19 protein-coding genes are annotated in these 18965 nt (G+C 51.3%); 9 read left to right on the top strand and 10 right to left on the bottom strand.

Annotated elements, in window-relative coordinates:
* The first annotated feature begins 12 nt into the window (after positions 1-12).
* The 3 genes from P304_RS0112030 to P304_RS0112020 all read left to right on the top strand — a co-directional run bounded on the left by P304_RS0112030 (position 13) and on the right by P304_RS0112020 (position 2205).
* Positions 13-849 carry a peptidylprolyl isomerase gene (locus tag P304_RS0112030; protein WP_027390735.1) on the top strand — a complete coding sequence of 279 codons (837 nt, stop codon included), beginning with the start codon at positions 13-15 and terminating at the stop codon, positions 847-849.
* Between the two features lie 17 nt (positions 850-866).
* Positions 867-1820: a peptidylprolyl isomerase gene (locus P304_RS0112025; RefSeq protein WP_027390734.1), complete on the top strand. Its 954-nt coding sequence runs from the start codon at positions 867-869 to the stop codon at positions 1818-1820.
* A gap of 79 nt (positions 1821-1899) precedes the next feature.
* A complete protein-coding gene (locus P304_RS0112020) occupies positions 1900-2205 on the top strand; it encodes an RNA-binding S4 domain-containing protein (RefSeq protein WP_027390733.1) in 306 nt (101 codons plus the stop codon).
* A gap of 21 nt (positions 2206-2226) precedes the next feature.
* On the opposite strand, the gene P304_RS0112015 is transcribed toward P304_RS0112020, so the two are convergent.
* Both P304_RS0112015 and P304_RS0112010 read right to left on the bottom strand, forming a co-directional pair.
* Positions 2227-2715 carry a DciA family protein gene (locus P304_RS0112015; RefSeq protein ID WP_027390732.1) on the bottom strand — a complete coding sequence of 163 codons (489 nt, stop codon included), beginning with the start codon at positions 2713-2715 and terminating at the stop codon, positions 2227-2229.
* Between the two features lie 16 nt (positions 2716-2731).
* A complete protein-coding gene (locus P304_RS0112010) occupies positions 2732-2992 on the bottom strand; it encodes an FmdB family zinc ribbon protein (RefSeq protein WP_027390731.1) in 261 nt (86 codons plus the stop codon).
* Between the two features lie 254 nt (positions 2993-3246).
* Here P304_RS0112010 and P304_RS0112000 point away from each other — a divergent pair, with 254 nt between their 5' ends.
* The 5 genes from P304_RS0112000 (at position 3247) to P304_RS0111975 (ending at position 11169) form a co-directional block, all read left to right on the top strand.
* Positions 3247-6618, top strand: coding sequence for a transglutaminase family protein (locus P304_RS0112000; RefSeq protein ID WP_027390730.1), 3372 nt, complete (start codon positions 3247-3249; stop codon positions 6616-6618).
* Positions 6619-6757: 139 nt separating this feature from the next.
* Entirely contained in the window at positions 6758-8554 is a 1797-nt protein-coding gene (gene iorA, locus P304_RS0111995) for an indolepyruvate ferredoxin oxidoreductase subunit alpha (protein WP_027390729.1), read from the top strand.
* Complete coding sequence (locus tag P304_RS0111990) at positions 8551-9135, top strand: indolepyruvate oxidoreductase subunit beta (RefSeq protein ID WP_027390728.1); 585 nt, start codon at positions 8551-8553, stop codon at positions 9133-9135. The genes iorA and P304_RS0111990 overlap by 4 nt, the downstream gene beginning before the upstream one ends.
* Before the next feature lie 499 nt (positions 9136-9634).
* A complete protein-coding gene (locus tag P304_RS0111980; RefSeq protein ID WP_027390727.1) occupies positions 9635-10498 on the top strand; it encodes a hypothetical protein in 864 nt (287 codons plus the stop codon).
* 2 nt (positions 10499-10500) lie between these two features.
* Positions 10501-11169, top strand: coding sequence for a hypothetical protein (locus tag P304_RS0111975; protein ID WP_027390726.1), 669 nt, complete (start codon positions 10501-10503; stop codon positions 11167-11169).
* A 137-nt stretch (positions 11170-11306) separates the two neighbouring features.
* Here P304_RS0111975 and P304_RS0111970 read toward each other — a convergent pair whose 3' ends face one another.
* From P304_RS0111970 to purK, 5 genes are read right to left on the bottom strand one after another with little or no spacing between them, the layout of a single operon-like run.
* Positions 11307-11633: a helix-turn-helix transcriptional regulator gene (locus P304_RS0111970; RefSeq protein WP_027390725.1), complete on the bottom strand. Its 327-nt coding sequence runs from the start codon at positions 11631-11633 to the stop codon at positions 11307-11309.
* A 22-nt stretch (positions 11634-11655) separates the two neighbouring features.
* Complete coding sequence (locus tag P304_RS0111965; protein ID WP_027390724.1) at positions 11656-11958, bottom strand: P-II family nitrogen regulator; 303 nt, start codon at positions 11956-11958, stop codon at positions 11656-11658.
* The gene (locus P304_RS0111960; RefSeq protein ID WP_034765446.1) at positions 11958-12920 is read right to left on the bottom strand and encodes a sodium-dependent bicarbonate transport family permease; all 963 of its coding nucleotides are present in this window, start codon (positions 12918-12920) and stop codon (positions 11958-11960) included. Before P304_RS0111960 ends, P304_RS0111965 begins: the two co-directional genes overlap by 1 nt.
* The gene (gene purE, locus P304_RS0111955; RefSeq protein ID WP_027390722.1) at positions 12921-13439 is read right to left on the bottom strand and encodes a 5-(carboxyamino)imidazole ribonucleotide mutase; all 519 of its coding nucleotides are present in this window, start codon (positions 13437-13439) and stop codon (positions 12921-12923) included.
* Positions 13432-14625 (bottom strand): 5-(carboxyamino)imidazole ribonucleotide synthase, encoded by a 1194-nt coding sequence (purK, locus tag P304_RS0111950; protein ID WP_084417706.1) that lies wholly within the window; start codon positions 14623-14625, stop codon positions 13432-13434. The genes purE and purK overlap by 8 nt, the downstream gene beginning before the upstream one ends.
* 237 nt (positions 14626-14862) lie before the next feature.
* Here purK and P304_RS0111945 point away from each other — a divergent pair, with 237 nt between their 5' ends.
* The gene (locus P304_RS0111945) at positions 14863-16482 is read left to right on the top strand and encodes a fumarate hydratase (protein ID WP_027390720.1); all 1620 of its coding nucleotides are present in this window, start codon (positions 14863-14865) and stop codon (positions 16480-16482) included.
* Between the two features lie 225 nt (positions 16483-16707).
* On the opposite strand, the gene P304_RS0111940 is transcribed toward P304_RS0111945, so the two are convergent.
* The 3 genes from P304_RS0111940 to purF all read right to left on the bottom strand — a co-directional run bounded on the left by P304_RS0111940 (position 16708) and on the right by purF (position 18789).
* Entirely contained in the window at positions 16708-16986 is a 279-nt protein-coding gene (locus tag P304_RS0111940; protein ID WP_027390719.1) for a type II toxin-antitoxin system RelE/ParE family toxin, read from the bottom strand.
* Positions 16983-17267: a type II toxin-antitoxin system RelB/DinJ family antitoxin gene (locus P304_RS0111935; protein ID WP_027390718.1), complete on the bottom strand. Its 285-nt coding sequence runs from the start codon at positions 17265-17267 to the stop codon at positions 16983-16985. The genes P304_RS0111940 and P304_RS0111935 overlap by 4 nt, the downstream gene beginning before the upstream one ends.
* Before the next feature lie 142 nt (positions 17268-17409).
* Positions 17410-18789, bottom strand: a complete 1380-nt coding sequence (gene purF, locus P304_RS0111930) for an amidophosphoribosyltransferase (RefSeq protein ID WP_027390717.1) — start codon at positions 18787-18789, stop codon at positions 17410-17412.
* Positions 18790-18965: the final 176 nt, after the last annotated feature.

The raw sequence follows: 18965 nt of genomic DNA, 5'->3' as shown, positions 1-18965 counted from the left end.
TGAGGAGTTTTCATGAAAAAGTCATTGATGGCCGTTGCCCTTTCCTCTGCCTTGCTTATCGGGCCGTATGCGCTTGCCTCTCAGAGTTCCGTACTCGCAACTGTTGGTAAAATGCCTATTACCCAAGAGGACTTCAATAGATCATTTGAATCGCTCCCACCGCAGGTTCAAGCTCAGTTGGCTCAATCTCCAGACCAGAAAAGTTTGTTGCTTGATGAACTGGTAAAGCAGCGTCTGGTATACCTAGAGGCCGAAAAAGCGGGATATGCCAAGAACAAGAAAGTGTTGGAGCGTCTGGAGTCTATTAAGAAAGACCTGATGGTTGGCGCGTTTGTTGAAGAGTACCTTGAAAAGAATGCCAAAGTTTCTGAAAAAGATATGGAAGCGTTTTATAAGGAAAATCAGGCGCAGTTTGTGGAAGCTGAAAGCGTGAACGCCAGCCATATTCTTTTAAAAGATGAAGCGAAGGCCAAACAGATTCTGGCAGAGGCAAAAAAGCCAGAGGTTGATTTTAGTGAACTCGCCAAGCAGCATTCTGAAGAGCCAGGCGCGGCGACTCGCGGCGGTAAGCTAGGCGATTTTGGTCGCGGACAAATGGTTCCCGAATTTGAAAAAGCAGCTTTTGAAGGGTCTATCGGGGTTGTGCCAGAATTGGTGCAAACCAAGTTCGGCTATCATATCCTGAAGATTAATTCAAAAAATCCTGCGCGCACGGTTCCCTATGCCGAAGTAAAAGAGCAAATTTCCCATGCTTTGGAAAATCGCGCTAAAGGTGAAGCCCTTGAGAAGCTCGTAAAGGAACTCGAACTGAAGCATTCAGTCAAGCTGTATAAAGATAACCTGAAATAATTGACGAAGGGGGTCTGATGAAGGGACGCAAAGTACTGTGCTCGCTGGTGTGCGGCTTGACGCTCGCTGCGACTCCGTTCGCTTCGGCAACCGTTATTGATGGGTTGGCGGCGGTGGTCAATGGGACGCCGATAACGATTTTTGAGCTGAAAAGCCTCTATGTCGATCAAATTCGCCAGGCAAACCTGCAACTTTCCACGGCGGAAGCAAACGCTGCAGTGGATCGCCTTGTGCGGCAAGCCTTGCAGGAAAAAATCGACCTTATACTGATTGATGAGTATGCCAGACGCAATAATCTCCGCGTGAGCGAAGGGCAAATCAGCGAGGCAATGCAGCAGGTAGCCAGCAACAACAATGTCGATCTGGCAACCTTTGAAAAGTTGTTGGCGCAACAAGGGGTATCAGTCGCTCACTATCGCCAGGAACTTCGTCAGCAACTTCTGATGCTCCAAGTCAATCGACAAGTCTCGCGCGAAATAGTACTTTCAGACGAAGAGATCGCTTCGGCGTTCCGCTCTGGACGTTTCTATCGCGTACCATTTGCGGATATTGGCCATATTCTGATTAGTCGCGACGGTAAAACGGATGAAGAGGCGCAGGCGATTGCTACGGCACTTGCGGCGCGGATATCTCGCAGCGAAATATCTTTTGCCGCTGCGGCTCAAACCTACTCCGAAGGGCCACAGGCGGATGATGGTGGCAAAATGACCGGCATTAAGCGCGGTAGGCTCCTCAAAGAGCTGGATGAGGCGATATTTAGCATGACACCAGGCGAAGTCCGTCTTGTGAACAGTGCGGTGGGGTATCACATTGTCCAACTGGAAGACATTACGTTTAACCGTGAAATGACCGAAGAAGATGCGGCGCGTACCAAGATGATGTTGATGCGCGAACGGCAGAATGCTTCCCTGCAAGAATTTGTGCAGGGGCTGCGCAAGCAGGCCACCATTTCGTATAAGATCCCACAGTAATTGAACAACGGCTCTATCCCCTGCGAAGTTATCTTTGCAGGGGATTTTCTTATGTCAGTCAACCGGAGAGTAGATATTCATGAGACTTGATCTTTTTTTGAAGAAATCTCGCCTGATTAAACGGCGCTCCGTTGCCAAGCAGATGTGCGATAACGGACTTTTGCAGGTGAATGGAAAAATAGCCAAAGCTGGCACCAAGCTCAAGGTGGGCGATACGTTGATGGTAGATTCGGCAACGCGCTTGGTGGAAGTCACTATTGCCATCTTGCCTGAGGGGAATGTGCGCAAAGAAAACGCGGCCACGCTCTACACGCTTTTGCGTAACGAAACGAAGAAGTTTGATATTGCCGATTGGTTTAACGATGACGACGATGATGAATTTTGAGCACGCGCAGGTGCAAAACGGTTAGGTGCTGAGCGTCTCAGGATGATCGTTTGTAACGTGTTTGGCCTGTAAATCTTTCCGCAGTACCCGTGCCATGATTTCGCCAATTTCCGGATTAAGTTCCTTTGTCAGGTCGCTACACCATGCCTCTTCCTCAGCATTAAGTGGCGCGGGAGGGGGGGCGACGGTTGGTTGAACCGCTACTGGCACGGGAAATCGTTGTGAATAACGAAAAACGATATCCCGAAACGTGCCCGCCCCGTCACTGGCCAGCTTGCGTATGATTTGTGGCTTTAACATCGTTAAATGATGCAGATAACGGTGATCATCTGTCGCAACGAAGAGCGTTTCCCCCTGAATGCCCGTCACGCGCGTATGATTGCACAGCGGCACACCAACAATTTTCCCCCAGCTATGCACGACGCGATACGATTCGACCCCTTTTTGGAGACCAAATTGCTCCAGCGTGGAGCGCAGCAGCGTGCTGATTTTCTGGGGGAAACGATCCATTACATTCCTACTGTGCTTACTGGGCGGCAGCGGCGGGGCAGCCACTGGCAGCACAACCGCACGATTCCACTTTCTCTGGCGAACATTTTGGCTGTGCATTTGCGCTATAGCCATCGCTGTACCAACCACTTCCTTTCAGGCTAAATGCTGCAAGGCTCAGAATGCGGTGTGCGGTGCCGCTACAGGTTACGCAGGCGGTCTCTTTCGGGGCATCCATTTTTTCTATTTTTTCAAAAGTTTTTCCGCATTCGTGACACGTGTACTCATAAATTGGCATATTGCTGTGCTCCTTTATTCAATAAGAAAATGCAACCATTTGGCGCCGTCAAAATTACTCCAAAGTACAAAAAAAACGCAATAGGTTTGCGCAAAATCTCTGGTGTTTTGTGCTTTTCTCCTGTGCTGGCGTGGTATTCGAGAGATTTTATCAGCATTGGGCTGATTTTGATATTTGGTAAGGTGGCATCATGCTATAGTTGCCGGCATATTTCAACGTACGAATCAGTTGTATATACATTATGAGGAGGCTTTATGACCATTTCTGTCGCCATCCATCACCGTACGGTCTACAAGTTTGATCGCCTCGTTTCGCTTTCCCCTCATATCTTTCGCCTTCGTCCTGCGGTGCATAGCCGCACCCCGATCAAAGGATATTCGCTGCGGATTACACCGGAAAAACACTTTATCAATTGGCAGCAAGATCCATTTGGCAATTTTCTTGCTCGGGTTGTCTTTCCCGAAAAAACCCGTGAACTTACCGTAGAAGTAGAAGTATTGGCAGATATGACGGTTATCAATCCGTTTGATTTCTTTGCCGAAGAATATGCAGAAACTTTTCCTTTCACCTATAAAGAGCAACTGAAAAAAGAACTCATCCCGTATATGGAAGTGACGGAACGCGGCCCGCTCCTTCTGAAGTGGCTGAAACAAATTGATACTTCTGAGCCACTCCGCAGTGTCGATTTCTTAGTGAAAGTCAACAGCCTTATTTCACAACATATTGGATATTCCATTCGCATGGAGCCCGGCGTACAAACGGCAGAAGAAACACTGGCATCGCGTGTTGGTTCGTGTCGTGACTCCGCATGGTTGCTGGTGCAGATCTTGCGTCACCTCGGTTTGGCGGCGCGTTTTGTGTCTGGCTATCTCGTGCAGCTTACCGCTGATGTCAAGTCGCTCGACGGCCCTTCCGGTCCTGAAAAAGATTTTACCGATCTGCACGCTTGGACAGAAGTCTATCTCCCCGGCGCAGGCTGGATTGGTCTTGATCCAACGTCAGGCCTCTTTGCGGGCGAAGGGCATATCCCATTGGCGGGAACGCCCGACCCAATCAGCGCCGCCCCCGTCACCGGGATGACCGACAAATGCGAGACTGAATTTGAATTTGAAAACCGCGTCACACGCATTCACGAAGACCCCCGCACCACGAAGCCGTATACCGATGAGCAGTGGGAAGCGGTGAAAGCGCTCGGATACAAAGTTGATGAAGTGCTTGATGCCAACGATGTGCGACTGACGATGGGTGGCGAACCAACCTTTATTTCGGTTGACGATATGGAAGCGCCCGAATGGAACACTGCCGCCGATGGCCCACAGAAACGAGCGCTCGCACAGGATTTGATTCTGCGACTGCGTGAAGCCTTTGGTGCTGGTGGCGTGTTGCAGTACGGGCAGGGGAAATGGTATCCCGGTGAGCCGCTTCCCCGCTGGCAGTATGGTTGTTTCTGGCGCAAAGATCGTCAGCCAGTATGGCGCAACCCCAAGCTTCTCGCCAGTCCAGCCGTCGATTACAAGCACGGTATCGAGCACGCTGAGCAATTCATACAGTCACTTGCCGACCATCTTGGCATTGCGAAAAACTTTACACAGCCAGCGTATGAAGACACATGGTATCACCTGTGGAAAGAGAAAAATCTCCCCGTCAACGTCGACCCACTGAAAGTCAACCTGAAGGATGACCTTGAACGACAGCAACTTGCCAAGCTCCTTGAGCGTGGGCTCGATGTTCCAACCGGCTATGTAATCCCGCTGGCATGGGATTACCAACGCACCGGATGGCGTTCGTGCCGCTGGGAGTTCCGGCGTAAAAATTTATTTCTTCTTCCCGGCACCTCACCGATGGGATTTCGCCTGCCACTTGATTCCGTGCAGTGGGTCGCACCGGAAGAGCGTCCAAAAATCCAGCCCCGTTGTCTTTTTGATAAAGTGCCTCCACTTGGCGACATGTACGGTGAAGTAACGCGACGCTACAGCAAACTGGTCGACGAGCGCACGGCGGGTGCCGAATATGCCGACACGCATCAGGTTGCCAGTGGCGAAACCGCTGTGTTCCCTACGGCACTGTGCGTGGAACCACGCGATGGCCGGTTGCACATCTTCCTCCCTCCAATGGCATATCTAGAGCATTATCTTGACCTTATCGCCAGTATCGAAGCAACGGCTCGCGTTACGAAACTTCCGGTTATCCTTGAAGGCTACAACCCCCCGCGTGACTGGCGCATGGAACAACTGATGGTGACGCCTGATCCAGGCGTTATCGAAGTCAACATTCACCCCGCGAATAACTGGGACGAAATCGTGCGCAACACGACTACGTTGTATGAACATGCCCATTTTTCGCGCCTTGGCACGGAAAAGTTTATGCTTGATGGGCGCCATGTTGGAACTGGCGGCGGCAACCACGTGACGATTGGTGGTGCAACGGCGTCTGATAGCCCAATGCTGCGCCGTCCTGATGTGCTGCGCAGCTTTATCACCTATTGGCAGCATCATCCCGGCCTGTCGTATCTTTTTTCCGGTATGTTTATCGGGCCGACATCGCAAGCGCCACGTGTTGACGAAGGGCGCCACGAAACGCTCTACGAACTCGAAATTGCGTTCCAAGAAATGCCGGATAAAGATCAGCACACACCGTTCTGGATGGTTGATCGCCTGCTGCGCAATCTGCTGGTAGATATCACCGGCAACACGCACCGCGCTGAATTTTGCATCGATAAACTCTTTTCGCCTGACTCCAGTACGGGGCGACTGGGGATTGTCGAACTGCGCGCCTTTGATATGCCGCCACACGCTCGTATGAGCTGCGTGCAGATGTTGCTGGTTCGTTCGCTGCTCGCATGGTTCTGGCAGACGCCGTATGAAAAACCACTCGTCCGCTGGGGGACACAGTTACACGACCGCTTTATGCTGCCGCATTATGTGCATCGTGACGTTGCCGATGTCGTCGGCGACCTGAATCGTGCTGGGTTCCCTTTTCAGCTTGATTGGTTTGACCCATTCCTTGAATTCCGCTTCCCGCATTATGGTCGCGTGATTATTCGCGATATGGAAGTGGAATTGCGGATGGCGATTGAGCCGTGGCACGTGCTGGGCGAAGAGGTGACGGGGCAGGGAACCGCGCGCTATGTTGATTCCTCCGTTGAACGCGTGCAAGTGCGCGTCAAAGGGATGATTGACAGTCGCTACGTGCTGACCTGCAACGGGCGGCGCGTGCCGCTTTGCAATACCGGAACGCAGGGCGAATATGTTGCGGGGATTCGCTACCGCGCCTGGCAGCCGCCATCAGCGTTGCACCCGACCATTGCTCCGCACGCCCCGATCGTGCTCGATATCATCGACACTTGGAGCGGCCACAGCGTTGGCGGGTGCACCTACCATGTCGCCCACCCCGGCGGACTCAGCTACGAAACCTTCCCCGTCAATGCGTATGAAGCCGAATCGCGCCGCATCAGCCGCTTTTGGGGCTATGGCCACACGCCGGGGCAAGTATCAGCTCAGGGCGGGATGGTGCAACTCGCTGACTACGCGCCGAATGGACGGATTGAAACGCGCGAACCGCTGCGCGAGAGTATCGACCCCGAACATCCGTACACCCTAGATCTGCGCCGCAAGCCGCAGCAATAGGAATACTCGGGAATGGCGGGCAGCCCCTATGCTGTCCGCCCCCTGCTTTCAACCGTTTGCATCGGAAGCACTTGAGCCGTACACGCTTTTCGCGTATAACTCACGCGCAGTTGATTGATCTTATATGGAGTAATGTTCTATGACACAAACCACTGTTGAATATGCCGAGAAGGTTCTCCTTTCCGGCAACGAAGCCATTGCTATGGCCGCTGTCGATGCGGGCGTCAAATTGGCATCTGGCTACCCAGGAACGCCGAGTACCGAGATTTTAGAAAATTTGGCGAAATATCGCGCCGTGTATTGCGAGTGGGCGCCGAACGAAAAGGTAGCCCTTGAAGTGTGTATTGGCGCTTCGTTTGCCGGAGCACGCGCCCTTTCAACCATGAAGCACGTTGGCCTGAACGTGGCCGCCGATCCACTTTTCACCGCCGCCTATACCGGCGTGCGTGGTGGTTTGGTCGTTATTTGCGCCGACGATCCCGGCATGCATTCCAGTCAGAACGAGCAGGATAACCGCCACTACGGGCCAGCCGCTAAAGTGCTGATCCTAGAGCCATCGGATTCTGACGAAGCGTACCATTTTACCCGCATGGCATTCGATCTGAGTGAGGAATTTGATATCCCCGTTATTGTTCGTACGACTACACGTGTGAACCATGGGAAAGGGGTCGTTCACCGCGCCGCACCGCTTGACCTCAGCGGTCGCCACTGTTCGTTGGAAGTCAATCCGCAGAAATACGTGATGATTCCCGCTTTTGCCCGCGCGCGTCACGTGGTGCTGGAAGAGACGTTGAATAAACTGCGCTTGCACGCTGCCGAGAGTGAACTGAACCGAACTGACATGAAAAACGATCGTTCGGTTGGCGTCATTACTTCCGGTGCCAGTTACCAATACGTGATGGAAGTGATTCCGGAAAACTGGAGCGTTCTCAAACTCGGTATGATTCATCCGCTGAGTGACGATGTGCTGAGCCGCTTCTGCTCCAGCGTAGAGCGTGTCATCGTAGTCGAAGAACTTGATCCTTATATTGAAACCGCCGTGAAAGCGCTCGGCTTCAAGTGCGATGGCAAAAACCTGTTTGGCTTGCAAGGCGAGTTAAATCCCGACCTTGTAGCAAAAGGGTTCGGTATTCCATCGTCTTCGACGACGATCCCTGCCAAAGCGTTGCCGCCGCGTCCGCCAGTGCTCTGCCCTGGATGCCCGCACCGTGGCACGTTTACCGTTCTAAAAAAACTCAAAACCTTTGTTTCCGGCGATATCGGTTGCTATACCCTTGGGGTCAATAAGCCGCTGGACGGTATTCATGCTTGCGTGTGTATGGGTGCCAGCCTTGGTATGGCGCACGGGATGGGGCATGTGCTCAGTGGTGCGGAGAAGAAGAAAGTTGTGGCCGTGATTGGCGACTCTACTTTCCTGCACACTGGCATCAACTCACTCATTAACATGGTCTACAATAAATCAACTGGCACGGTGTTTATCCTTGATAACCGCACCACCGCGATGACAGGCCAGCAGGAAAATCCGGGCTACGGCACCACGCTGATGGGCGAAGCGACGAACAATGTCGACATGGTGGCGCTCTGCCGCGCGGTTGGCGTGGAGCACGTGTACAAAGGCAACCCGTTTGATACGGTAAAATTGCATGAGCTGGCAAAGCGCGAAATCGAGCGCGACGAGCTGAGCGTGGTTATCGTGGAAAAAGAGTGCGTTCTCGCTTTCCGCGAAATCATCGAAGAACCACTGACCATTGACGCGCTCAAGTGTATCGGTTGCAAAGCCTGCCTGAAAGTTGGCTGCCCTGCACTCGTGTGGGATGGCGCAGGCAAAAAAGTGACCGTCGATATTACCCTTTGCACCGGTTGCGATGTTTGTGTTCCAGAATGCCCAGTTGATGCCTTTATTGTTCCGGAAAAAAAGAATCGTGGTGAAGTATGAGTAAAATAACCAATATCCTGATTGCTGGCGTGGGTGGACAGGGAATTCTGCTGGCCAGCGAAATTCTCAGCGAAATCGCGCTGCGCCTCGGCCTTGATGTCAAGAAAAGCGAAGTGCACGGCATGGCACAACGTGGCGGTTCGGTTGTCAGTCACGTGCGCATTGGCGAAAAGGTCTTTTCGCCACTGATTGCGCAAGGAGCGAGCGACTTTTTACTCTCCTTTGAAAAGATGGAAACCCTCCGCTGGCAGGGGCTGATCGGGCCGCAAACCGTGAGTATCATCAATGATACCCGTATTGTCCCCACCAATGTGAACGTTGGGATTGACAGCTACCCCGAAGACCTTGACGCCTATTTCCAGCAGAACATGAAAAAGTACTTTCTCGTCGATGCGTCGCAGTTGGCGACTGAGGCGGGAACGATTAAAGCCACCAACGTGGTGCTGATTGGCTCGCTCGCGCGACTGATGCACTATGACAAGCAGATCTGGCTGGATGTTATTCAGGAAAAAGTGCCGCCAAAAACCGTGGCCGTGAACACGAAAGCATTTGAACTTGGTTACAACGCAGTAGCGCAGTAACTGGTTATACCAGAGGGGAAACTCTCTTCACTTGATTGATTTTCATAGTTTCGCCCCTTGCTGCGTTCTGCGGCAAGGGGCGAAAGCTTTTAACCAGTAATTTTTCCCGTATTTATCACGCATCAATCGTCATATTTCGCGCATACGTCAGAGTGCTTATGATCATAAATGTAGGGCTGATGCTATAGCTTTTTCGTGTCTTTTGCGTAACGATATTTGTTTATTTTAGAAAACGGCGCAAAAAACAGGTGATAGGGCAAATGGCAATGTGCTATAAGGCAGCATTTCTCGGCTTGATTGATGGATTTAAGTCAGTACAGACTGACCTGTCTATACTGGGCAGGGTAAAGGCTAAGGTGTTCGTAATATGTTTAAATATAAGGCGAAAGCAAGCTTGCTGAGAATAGCTGCATGCATTGTGAACAGATGGCTTAAAAAGCATTGTAGCGGACAAGCTGCTGCAATGTGGCGTTAGATCAAAAAGAAGCGAGGAAAGACTGTGCAAAATAATGGTAGCCTATCTCTTCACTTTGAAGGCGAGATCGTCGTAGATCACATGGTCTCTGCGAGAACTCTCGGTAAATCGCTAGTCCATACACAGAATGCTATTGATCGAGCATATTTAGATTTAAAGTATGGAAATCTATGGAAATATGCTCGCATGCGAGGGGAGGATTACCCATTCGCAGACTTTGTTGCCCTCTATCCAGAAGAAGGAGGATTTGTTCAAAGGCTATTATCTGACGCAGGAAAGCAGATCGTTAATCGAATTTCCTCAGCGCTAACCCCTGCCATGGAACGTGTGTTGGCTGAAGGCGAGGAGGTTGCTTATTCAATGTCGCAGCAAGTCGAAAGTAGAAAAAATCAACTCGCACATGGGATTTTGGAGCCGACACCTTTTCGGGCTCTTATCGATAATCCTGGGGAGAAGGTCATCCGGACTTATGCGGATCGTTCAATCAATAGAGAGATCGACCAAGTGTTATCCATTATTCGTTCTCAAAACTCGGGAGAGAGTTTTTTGGAGATAGAGACTCATGGGGACAAGTTGCTTAAGTATAAATTCAATAAGCACAAAAGTGAAAGATTCCACTCAATTGTGTCGCGTCGAGAAGTCGGGGAACCAGTAATCTACGTTGCGCGTGTTCGGCAGCTAGACCGTGATCGCCTTAATGGAAAAGTGGTTAACCTAGAGAATGACAAAGCCGTAATAGTCCACTTTCTACATGACAAAGACTTTGTTAAGGCTCATCCTTATCTTGGCAACAATGATGATATGATATTCATTGGTGCTCCCGTTATTGAATATGGCGCTTTTGATCCGAATGCCGGAGATATTTACTTCATAGATTTACTAGGCTAACAATGTCGGATATCTTTGACGTACTTAAAGAGAAGTATTCTGAGGAGGTTGGATTATCGTTCACTTTCTTTGAGGCGCTGGCCTTCCTGGTCTATCTCATTGCCATACATGCGCTTATGTGCACAGGCGATGGTGGGGTATGGGGGTCAATACTATATAAGAGTGTCGGCGATTTGCTTCTTTCGGATGAAGCAACCCTAACCAAGATACGCGTTTTGGACTTTCTATGCTCAGGCGCGCTTACTTTGCTCACCATATCCGCCTACAGAAAAATATCCAGAGCTTCGTACACCTTTTTGGCATCTCTGAAGAACATGGAAGACTATGTAAAGAAAATAAATTCCAAATATCCGGTGGAGAGTATGGGCGGGCCGGCGATGCGTATTTATATCGCCAACGCAGCAAACGAGCAGAAGAATGAACACATGAAGAGAATTACGCTCGTAAATGGAGTTGGGCTTTTGTCACTGGTGTTAATTATTTCTTCCCTTCTAGGTCTAGCGACCCCCAATATTGCGGATTTCGCAATTCTTGGCTCAGGCATTCTTTTACTCTGCTTTATGCAATGGATCGTGTTTGCCAAGTACGCTGCTCAAGTTATCCCTAGGCTCGTTCTAGAGCGACTGGCTCGTAACGAGAAGGTGCAGTTTGGTGATGAAATACAACATTAGATCTAACAATCGACAACTAACGGGCACCATACTCTCCACTACTACGAGTATGGCGCTCGTGAGTTGCAACGTCACACGATCGCGACATAATCACGCAGAACAGACTCAGCCGACCTGAATCCGGAAAAACTGAGCCGTCAATTCGATTCCTCTTTATGAAAAAATAGCCCCAGCAACTCCCCTACCGTGAAGTTGCTCTCCAGTGGATGACGCAACGGTTGTTGCAGGTCGATCTGGTAACGATTGCGGCGGCCATCGCGAAAGCGTTGCAGAACCGCGCTTTCCTCCAGTTCGCGCACGATTTTCTGCACGGCGCGCTCGGTAATGCCGACAAGCTGTGCGACGTCGCGCAGTCTGGCTCCCGGCTCGCGTGCCAGACACAGCAAAACATGCGTGTGATTATTCAGAAAGGTCCATTCGCCGCCAGGGGTTTTCCGCTCTGGTTGGCTCTCGTGTGTGGGCATAGGTTTCTCGCTGTGCAAGGGGTTAAAATTTGTTGCCACGGTGTACTTCAACATCGCTTAGGTAGGCGACAATAGCATAATCCTCAAAATAGGTGGCGGCTATGTGGTCGAGTATAGCATGAGCCAAATCGCTCTGACAAATGCTGGTCAGGCAGACGCTGCGGTTATGATCCCAGTCCCCTTTGCGTTTGCCGCGCGTCCCTTCGCCGCGCACGTCAAAAACGGTATAGCCGCTCACGCCAAAGCCTTTCATATCGCGCACCAGCCGGTTTTCCAAAGCAGACTCCGCGATGATCGTAATCAGTTTGCGTTGAATTGGTGGCATCAGAAACCTCCTAAGCTGTGGGCAAAATTCGCCATCGCATAATAGATGGGAATGCCTGCGATGATATTAAACGGGAACGTAACCCCAAGCGATGCCGCTAAATAGAGGGTAGGGTTCGCTTTGGGTACAGCTATCCGCATGGCCGCTGGCGCCGCGATGTAGGACGCACTCCCCGCAAGGGTGGCAAGCACAGTAGTGCCGCCCAGAGAAAGTCCACTGAGTACCCCTGCGATGGTGCCAAGCGCACCGCTGAACAGCGGCATCGCCATGCCGAAGACGATCAGAAAAGGGCCTGCCTGACGCAGGTCGCCTAAACGTCGCGACGTAATAATCCCCATTTCCAGTAAGAAAAGGGCAAGTGCCCCTTTAAACAGGCCGCTGAAAAGCGGGGCGATGGCTTCGCTCCGTTCAGCACCGCTAAGCAGGCCAACCAGCAGGCCAGCCATCAGTAAGTAGATGCTTTTCCCAAGGAACACTTCGTGTAGCAGTGAACCCCACTTGATGCTGCCAGAACTGGTGCGCAGGCGGGCGATCAGGATACCGATGGCGATAGCGGGGATCTCCAGTACGACGAGCAGCACCGTCATGTACGATTCGTAGCTCTGCCCAAGCCGCACAAGGTACGCGATCACCACGGCGTAGGTGACGGCACTCACCGATCCGTAATGGGCGGCAATGGCAGCGGCATCCGGTTGATTGAAGCGACCCAAGCGCCTGAGCACATTGTAGGCCAGCACGGGAATGATGACTCCCAGCGCAATGGTGGCGAGCGCTGGCACAAACACTTCGCCCGGAGCTGCGCGAGAAAGTTCGATACCGCCTTTGAGGCCAATGGCAAAAAGCAGGTAGATGCTAAGGCTTTCGTACAGTTGATCGGGAAAGCGTAGGTCGGACTTCAGTAACCCGGCGGTTACGCCTACGACAAAACATAACACAACGGGATCAAGCAAGTTATCGAACATTTACGTGCTGACTCCGCTGCATGCTGGTGTGTTTTTTTCGAGCGCGGCGGCTTTTTCCAGCACCTGTTGTGTTTGGCGCTGTCTGAACGCTTCGACTGCCTGGCGCACGGCGGCGCGTTTGACGCCCATAATCTGGGCTGCCAGCAATCCGGCATTCTGGGCATTGTCAATGGCGACGGTGGCCACTGGCACTCCGCGCGGCATCTGGACAATGGAAAGCAGGGCGTCGATCCCCTGTAGTGCGGTGGCGTTGACCGGCACACCGATAACTGGCAACGAGGTGCAGGCTGCCACCATGCCAGGAAGATGAGCGGCGCCGCCAGCTCCGGCAATAATAACGTCCAGGCCGCGCGCTGCCGCCGTGGTTGCATAGGTTATCAGCCGCTCGGGCGTGCGATGCGCCGAAACAATGGTAAGTTCGTACGTTACGCCCAGTTGTGTTAGGATCTCTGCGGCTTGTTGCATCACTGGCAGATCGGAATCGCTGCCCATAATAATGCCGACTTCTGCTTTACTCATGTGTCTTGTCTCCTTGTATTTTAATGATGTGCTTTATGGTACGGGCAACGGCCAGTGCTTTTTCTGGGTCAGGGTCAACGGCCACAGCATGACCCATTTTGCGGAAAGGACGCACTTCGCGTTTGCCATAGAGGTGTACGCTGACTCCGGGCAGTGCCAGTGCTTCCGCCAGCCCTTCGACGAGCGGCTGGCCGTGCGCATCCGGCTCGCCAACCAGATTGATCATGGCTGCCGGGGTGTGCTGATCGGTAAGCCCCAGCGGCAGGCCAGAAATAGCACGCAAATGCTGTTCGTACTGGCTGGTGCGGCAGGCTTCGATGGTGTAGTGGCCGGAGTTGTGGGGGCGTGGAGCTACTTCGTTGACCAGTATGTCACCGTCTTGAGTCAGAAACATTTCGACCCCGAAAATACCAACTGCTCCGCAGGCTTCGGCGGTTTGCTTTGCCAGTGAACGCGCCCGTGAAGCAAGTTGATCGTCGATGCGTGCTGGTGCCAGCAAAATATCGAGCGCGTTGCTGCGGGAGTCGAAAATCATTTCAGCTACCGGGTATGTCCGCACTTCACCACTTTTGGTGCGCGCTACCATGACCGCTAGCTCCTTCGCCAGTGGAACACAGCGCTCCAGCAGGCTGGGGCCGTTCAGGGCGCGGTGCAGCTCGGAAGCGTCACGCAGAATTACCACGCCACGACCATCATAACCACCACGACGGATTTTCTGCACCAGCGGGAACCCGAAACGGCGCATGGCGTCAGTGTCAAGGGTATCCATACGCTCGTAGGCAGGTTGCGGCAGACCCGCCTTTGCGAACAGCTCTTTTTGTCGCCATTTGTCCTGCAACGTTTCCAGCAGATCGGGCGCAGGATGGATGATGGCTCCTTCTGCCTCCAGCGTGCGTAGCGATGTGGTGTCAATATGCTCAAGATCATATGTTAGGATATCGCTTTCTGTAGCCAGTTCGCGCAGTTTGTCGTGCTCGAAAAAACCGCCGACGATCTGTCTATCGCTGACTTGACCTGCTGGCGAATCACTGGTGGGATCGAGCACCTGCACCGAAAAACCAAGTTTTTTGGCTTCCATAGTAAGCATTTTGGCCAGTTGACCGCCGCCGATGATCCCTAGGCGCGTGGGCTGGCCAATTGAGCGTTTGCTGAGTGTTGGCTGTTGGCAATGATCGAGATTGGGCATGAGTGAGGTCTCTTTCTTCGTTCAGGGGAAACGAGGCTTAAAATGCGAAATCTTTTTCGCGAAAGATTAGACGCGAAACGAATATCTTGTTGTAAGGGAGAAGTCAATAATTTTTTTTGGTGAATAGTCTCGGTGTGTTGGCGGCGACAAAGTACGCTGTTCCATTCGTGAAATTTTTGGTAACATTATGGTCGTATTCCCGTAATACCCCTAAGAATAGTGTAAAGGAGAAGGACTATGCCCGAATTCACGTATCAGGATCCATTTCCACTCGGCAAAGATTCGACCAAGTACACCCTCGTACCAGACTCCCAGCAATATGTCAGCACTGCGACTTTTGATGGTCAAGAAGTTTTGAAAGTTGCTCCGGAAGCACTCACCGTGCTGGCAAATCACGCTATGCGGGACGTATCTTTCCTCCTGCGCGCCAGCCACAACGAACAAGTTGCCAAAATTTTGAGCGACCCTGAAGCGTCCATGAACGACAAAGGGGTAGCGATTGCTTTCCTGCGCAACGCTGAAGTAGCTGCCAAATATCAACTGCCAACCTGTCAGGATACCGGAACCGCCACGATTATTGCCAAAAAAGGGCAGAATGTATGGACGGGCGTTAACGACGAAGAGTTCCTTTCAAAGGGCGTGTATAAAACCTACACCGAAGAGAACCTCCGCTACTCGCAAACCGTCGCGTTGAACATGTACGACGAAAAGAATACCGGAACCAACCTCCCTGCCCAGATCGACATTATGGCGACCACTGGTGCGGATTACAAATTCCTCTTTATGGCCAAAGGGGGCGGTTCTGCCAACAAAACCATGCTGTATCAGGAAACCAAAGCACTCTTGAACCCAACAACACTGGAAAAATTCCTTGTTGATAAGATGAAATATCTCGGCACGGCAGCGTGCCCGCCGTACCACATTGCCTTTGTTATCGGTGGCATGAGCGCTGATTCCTGCATGAAAACTGTCAAACTGGCGACGGCGAAGTATCTTGACGAACTCCCGACCACGGGTAATGAGCATGGCCGCGCCTTCCGCGATATTGAGCTGGAAGCAAAACTCCTGTCAGCAGCGCAAAAACTTGGCATCGGCGCACAGTTCGGCGGCAAATACTTCGCGCACGATATCCGCGTGGTGCGCCTGCCGCGTCATGGCGCATCGTGTCCCGTTGGGATTGCCGTTTCCTGCTCGGCTGACCGTAATATCAAAGCAAAAATCAATAAAGATGGCCTGTGGATCGAAGAGCTTGACCGCAATCCAGGGCGTTTGATTCCAGATCAATTCCGTGGCAAACATAGCCATGGGGTGAAGATTGACCTTAATCAAGGGATGGACGCAGTGCTTGCGGAACTTACCAAGCACCCAGTTTCTACGCCACTTTTGTTGAACGGCACGATTGTCGTTGGGCGTGACATTGCCCACTCGAAATTCAAGGAAATCCTTGACGCAGGCAAGCCGCTTCCTGAATACCTGAAAAAGCACCCGATCTACTACGCTGGCCCAGCGAAAACACCGACTGGTATGGCTTCTGGATCATTCGGCCCAACCACCGCTGGCCGGATGGACAGTTATGTCGATCTGCTGCAATCGCATGGTGGCTCGATGGTGATGATCGCCAAAGGCAACCGTTCGCAACAAGTAACCGATGCCTGCAAAAAGCATGGTGGTTTCTACCTCGGTTCTATCGGTGGCCCCGCCGCGCTCCTAGCCGATGAGAATATTAAAAAAGTTGAATGTATCGACTTCCCCGAACTTGGGATGGAAGCCGTATGGAAAATTGAAGTGGAAGATTTCCCCGCCTTTATCTTGGTTGATGATAAGGGAAACGATTTTTTTAAGCAGATTGGCTGCTAAGTCGCAAATATAAAAAAGGGAGTGGCCATTTGGCCGCTCCCTTTTTCTGTTAACTTCAAGCTGCCGTGAGGCGTTGCTGCCCTCACCCGTCATCTCGAACGGAGTGAGAGATCAGATTTCTCCTCGCAGCGCTCGTCGAAATGACAAGCGTTCGTGTCTATTTTTACCGCCGAGGGTAGCTGACGTGGCAGCGGATTGAAGCGTTAGCTGCGAAGTGACTCGCCGTTAGTCAATTGGAAATCTTTGCTTTTGATGAAGTACCCGCATAATACGAATTGTTGAGCCATCAACAAAATAGGATATGATCATTGTGATCTCAGGAATAATGAGCAGCCTGCCCCGGATGCCATCTCGCTGAACGCCCATGAATGGTTGTTCGAGTAAGTTTTCGACCTTCGCTTCAATGGTTGCATCAGTTTTTTCTGCTACGGCAGGATTGAAGTTATAAAGAAACTCAAAGATCTTTTCTCGGTCATTGAGGGATTCTTCTTCCCAAAAAATCATTGCTTGTGCCGATTTCGGATGTTTGTTTTGTACTCAGCCATTCGTGTTTTAGCACTCTTGTGATCAACAAAAGAGGTTTTTCCCGAGTCAACATTCTCAAATGCGAGGTTTATTTGCTCAGTTAACCATGTGTCGTGACATAATAACTTTCGTTGCTGATCAGCTAATTGCTCGGCAAGTTCACGGCAGGCATCACTTAGGGTGCGCCCTTGGCTTTCAGCCATTTTTTGAGCTAAGCGCTTTGTTTCTTCATCAACACGAAATTGTATTCTGGTGTCCATAAGCGAACTCCTAAAATTAATGTGCTCACAAAAGTTAGCACAACGCAAGGCGGCAAGCAAATCGTAAAACGGGATCAAGCGTAGCTCGATCCCGTTAATCTTGTGCTGAAGCTAATTAAATTATCAGACAGTATGCCCTTTGCTAGGTGTCCATTCCCGAAAATTCTACGGGATATTTTCCGTCAAAACATGCTGAACAGAACGTTTCGCCCCCGCCTCCAGCCGCATTAAACATCCCTTCGTGCGAGAGATAGGCTAATGAATCTGCGGTCACGTAGGTGCAAATTTGTTCAACGGTATGGTTGTGGGCAATCAGCTCCGAGCGCGTTGGCGTGTCGACGCCATAAAAGCACGGGCAAATAGTTGGTGGCGAAGCAATCCGCAGATGCACTTCGCTGGCGCCAGCGTCGCGGATCATTTTGATGATTTTACGCGACGTGGTTCCGCGCACAATGGAGTCGTCGATGACGACAACGCGCTTGCCATCTAAAATGCTTTTGACGGGGTTGAGTTTAATTTTAACGCCAAAATGACGGATCGACTGTTTGGGTTCGATGAATGTCCGCCCAACGTAGTGGTTGCGAATGAGGCCGAGTTCAAACGGAATTCCCGATTCCTGCGAATATCCCAAGGTAGCGATGATGCCACTATCCGGGACGGGAATAACAACATCGGCTTCGATATGGCTCTCACGTGCCAATTGCCGTCCCATTTCTTTGCGAACATCGTGCACCCAATGGCCAAACAAATAGCTATCGGGACGGGCAAAGTAGATGTGTTCAAAAATGCAGTGGGCAGTTCTGGGAAGTTTCGGCAGGAGTTGTACCGATTCGTACCCTTTGCCGTCAATAATCAAGAGTTCGCCGGGGGCAATTTCACGGATAAAACGTGCACCAATCAGATCAAGGGCGCAGGTTTCCGACGCCATCACAAAACCTTCTTCGAGTTCGCCAAGCACCAGCGGGCGGATGCCAAGAGCGTCGCGCAGGCCGTACACCCGTTCGCCATCGCTCAGAACAATACTAAATGCGCCGCGTACTTGTGACATAACCGAGCGCAGTACACTGATAAAGTCAGGCTCATTGCAATGGGCAATCAGGTGGAGCAGTACTTCCGAATCGTTGGTGGTGCGAAAAATAGCACCGCGATGTTCCAGCATCGCGCGGAGTTCATCGGAATTCACCAGATTTCCGTTATGCGCAAGTGCTAAACGGCCGTAGCGGTATTGAATTACAAATGGTTGCGCATTTTCCAGAATAGCTTTCCCGCTCGTTGAGTAGCGGTTATGCCCTACGGCAATAGTCCCTTTTAGCAATGCGAGTTGGCTTTGGTCAAAAATTTCGGAGACTAATCCTTGACCCTTGCGGATGATAAAATCGTCGCCAGGGAAACACGAAGCAATACCGGCAGATTCTTGCCCACGGTGTTGTTGGGCGTACAGCGCAAGATACACATGGTTGGCGGCTTCAGGATTTCCGTAAACCGCGGCAACTCCGCACTCGTCGTGAAAACAATCGAGCATACAAAAAGCTCCTCAGATAAATAGCCAGTTTTTGTGGCCAGAAATGACAATATCGTTGAAATTTGTAAACCTTTTTCCGGCTGCCAGCAAGTTCTTTGTCGATAATTGCCATTTGAGACGGAGTGTATTATCCTCAATTGTCTATAAGCATAAGAATAAAATTTGCGAGTAAAAAT

This window comes from Chrysiogenes arsenatis DSM 11915 (genome assembly GCF_000469585.1).
In the GTDB taxonomy this organism is placed as follows: domain Bacteria; phylum Chrysiogenota; class Chrysiogenetes; order Chrysiogenales; family Chrysiogenaceae; genus Chrysiogenes; species Chrysiogenes arsenatis.
This window is presented reverse-complemented; position numbering and strand designations above follow the sequence as displayed.

Coding starts and splice junctions, on each gene's coding strand:
- P304_RS0111935 (WP_027390718.1), bottom strand. CDS start 17,267: ATGGACACCAGAATACAATTTCGTGTTGATGAAGAAACAAAGCGCTTA.
- P304_RS0111990 (WP_027390728.1), top strand. CDS start 8,551: ATGAGTAAAATAACCAATATCCTGATTGCTGGCGTGGGTGGACAGGGA.
- P304_RS0111970 (WP_027390725.1), bottom strand. CDS start 11,633: ATGCCCACACACGAGAGCCAACCAGAGCGGAAAACCCCTGGCGGCGAA.
- P304_RS0112030 (WP_027390735.1), top strand. CDS start 13: ATGAAAAAGTCATTGATGGCCGTTGCCCTTTCCTCTGCCTTGCTTATC.
- P304_RS0111945 (WP_027390720.1), top strand. CDS start 14,863: ATGCCCGAATTCACGTATCAGGATCCATTTCCACTCGGCAAAGATTCG.
- P304_RS0112015 (WP_027390732.1), bottom strand. CDS start 2,715: ATGGATCGTTTCCCCCAGAAAATCAGCACGCTGCTGCGCTCCACGCTG.
- P304_RS0111960 (WP_034765446.1), bottom strand. CDS start 12,920: ATGTTCGATAACTTGCTTGATCCCGTTGTGTTATGTTTTGTCGTAGGC.
- purE (WP_027390722.1), bottom strand. CDS start 13,439: ATGAGTAAAGCAGAAGTCGGCATTATTATGGGCAGCGATTCCGATCTG.
- P304_RS0112020 (WP_027390733.1), top strand. CDS start 1,900: ATGAGACTTGATCTTTTTTTGAAGAAATCTCGCCTGATTAAACGGCGC.
- purK (WP_084417706.1), bottom strand. CDS start 14,625: ATGCCCAATCTCGATCATTGCCAACAGCCAACACTCAGCAAACGCTCA.
- P304_RS0111940 (WP_027390719.1), bottom strand. CDS start 16,986: ATGATTTTTTGGGAAGAAGAATCCCTCAATGACCGAGAAAAGATCTTT.
- P304_RS0111975 (WP_027390726.1), top strand. CDS start 10,501: ATGTCGGATATCTTTGACGTACTTAAAGAGAAGTATTCTGAGGAGGTT.
- P304_RS0112010 (WP_027390731.1), bottom strand. CDS start 2,992: ATGCCAATTTATGAGTACACGTGTCACGAATGCGGAAAAACTTTTGAA.
- P304_RS0112000 (WP_027390730.1), top strand. CDS start 3,247: ATGACCATTTCTGTCGCCATCCATCACCGTACGGTCTACAAGTTTGAT.
- purF (WP_027390717.1), bottom strand. CDS start 18,789: ATGCTCGATTGTTTTCACGACGAGTGCGGAGTTGCCGCGGTTTACGGA.
- P304_RS0112025 (WP_027390734.1), top strand. CDS start 867: ATGAAGGGACGCAAAGTACTGTGCTCGCTGGTGTGCGGCTTGACGCTC.
- iorA (WP_027390729.1), top strand. CDS start 6,758: ATGACACAAACCACTGTTGAATATGCCGAGAAGGTTCTCCTTTCCGGC.
- P304_RS0111965 (WP_027390724.1), bottom strand. CDS start 11,958: ATGCCACCAATTCAACGCAAACTGATTACGATCATCGCGGAGTCTGCT.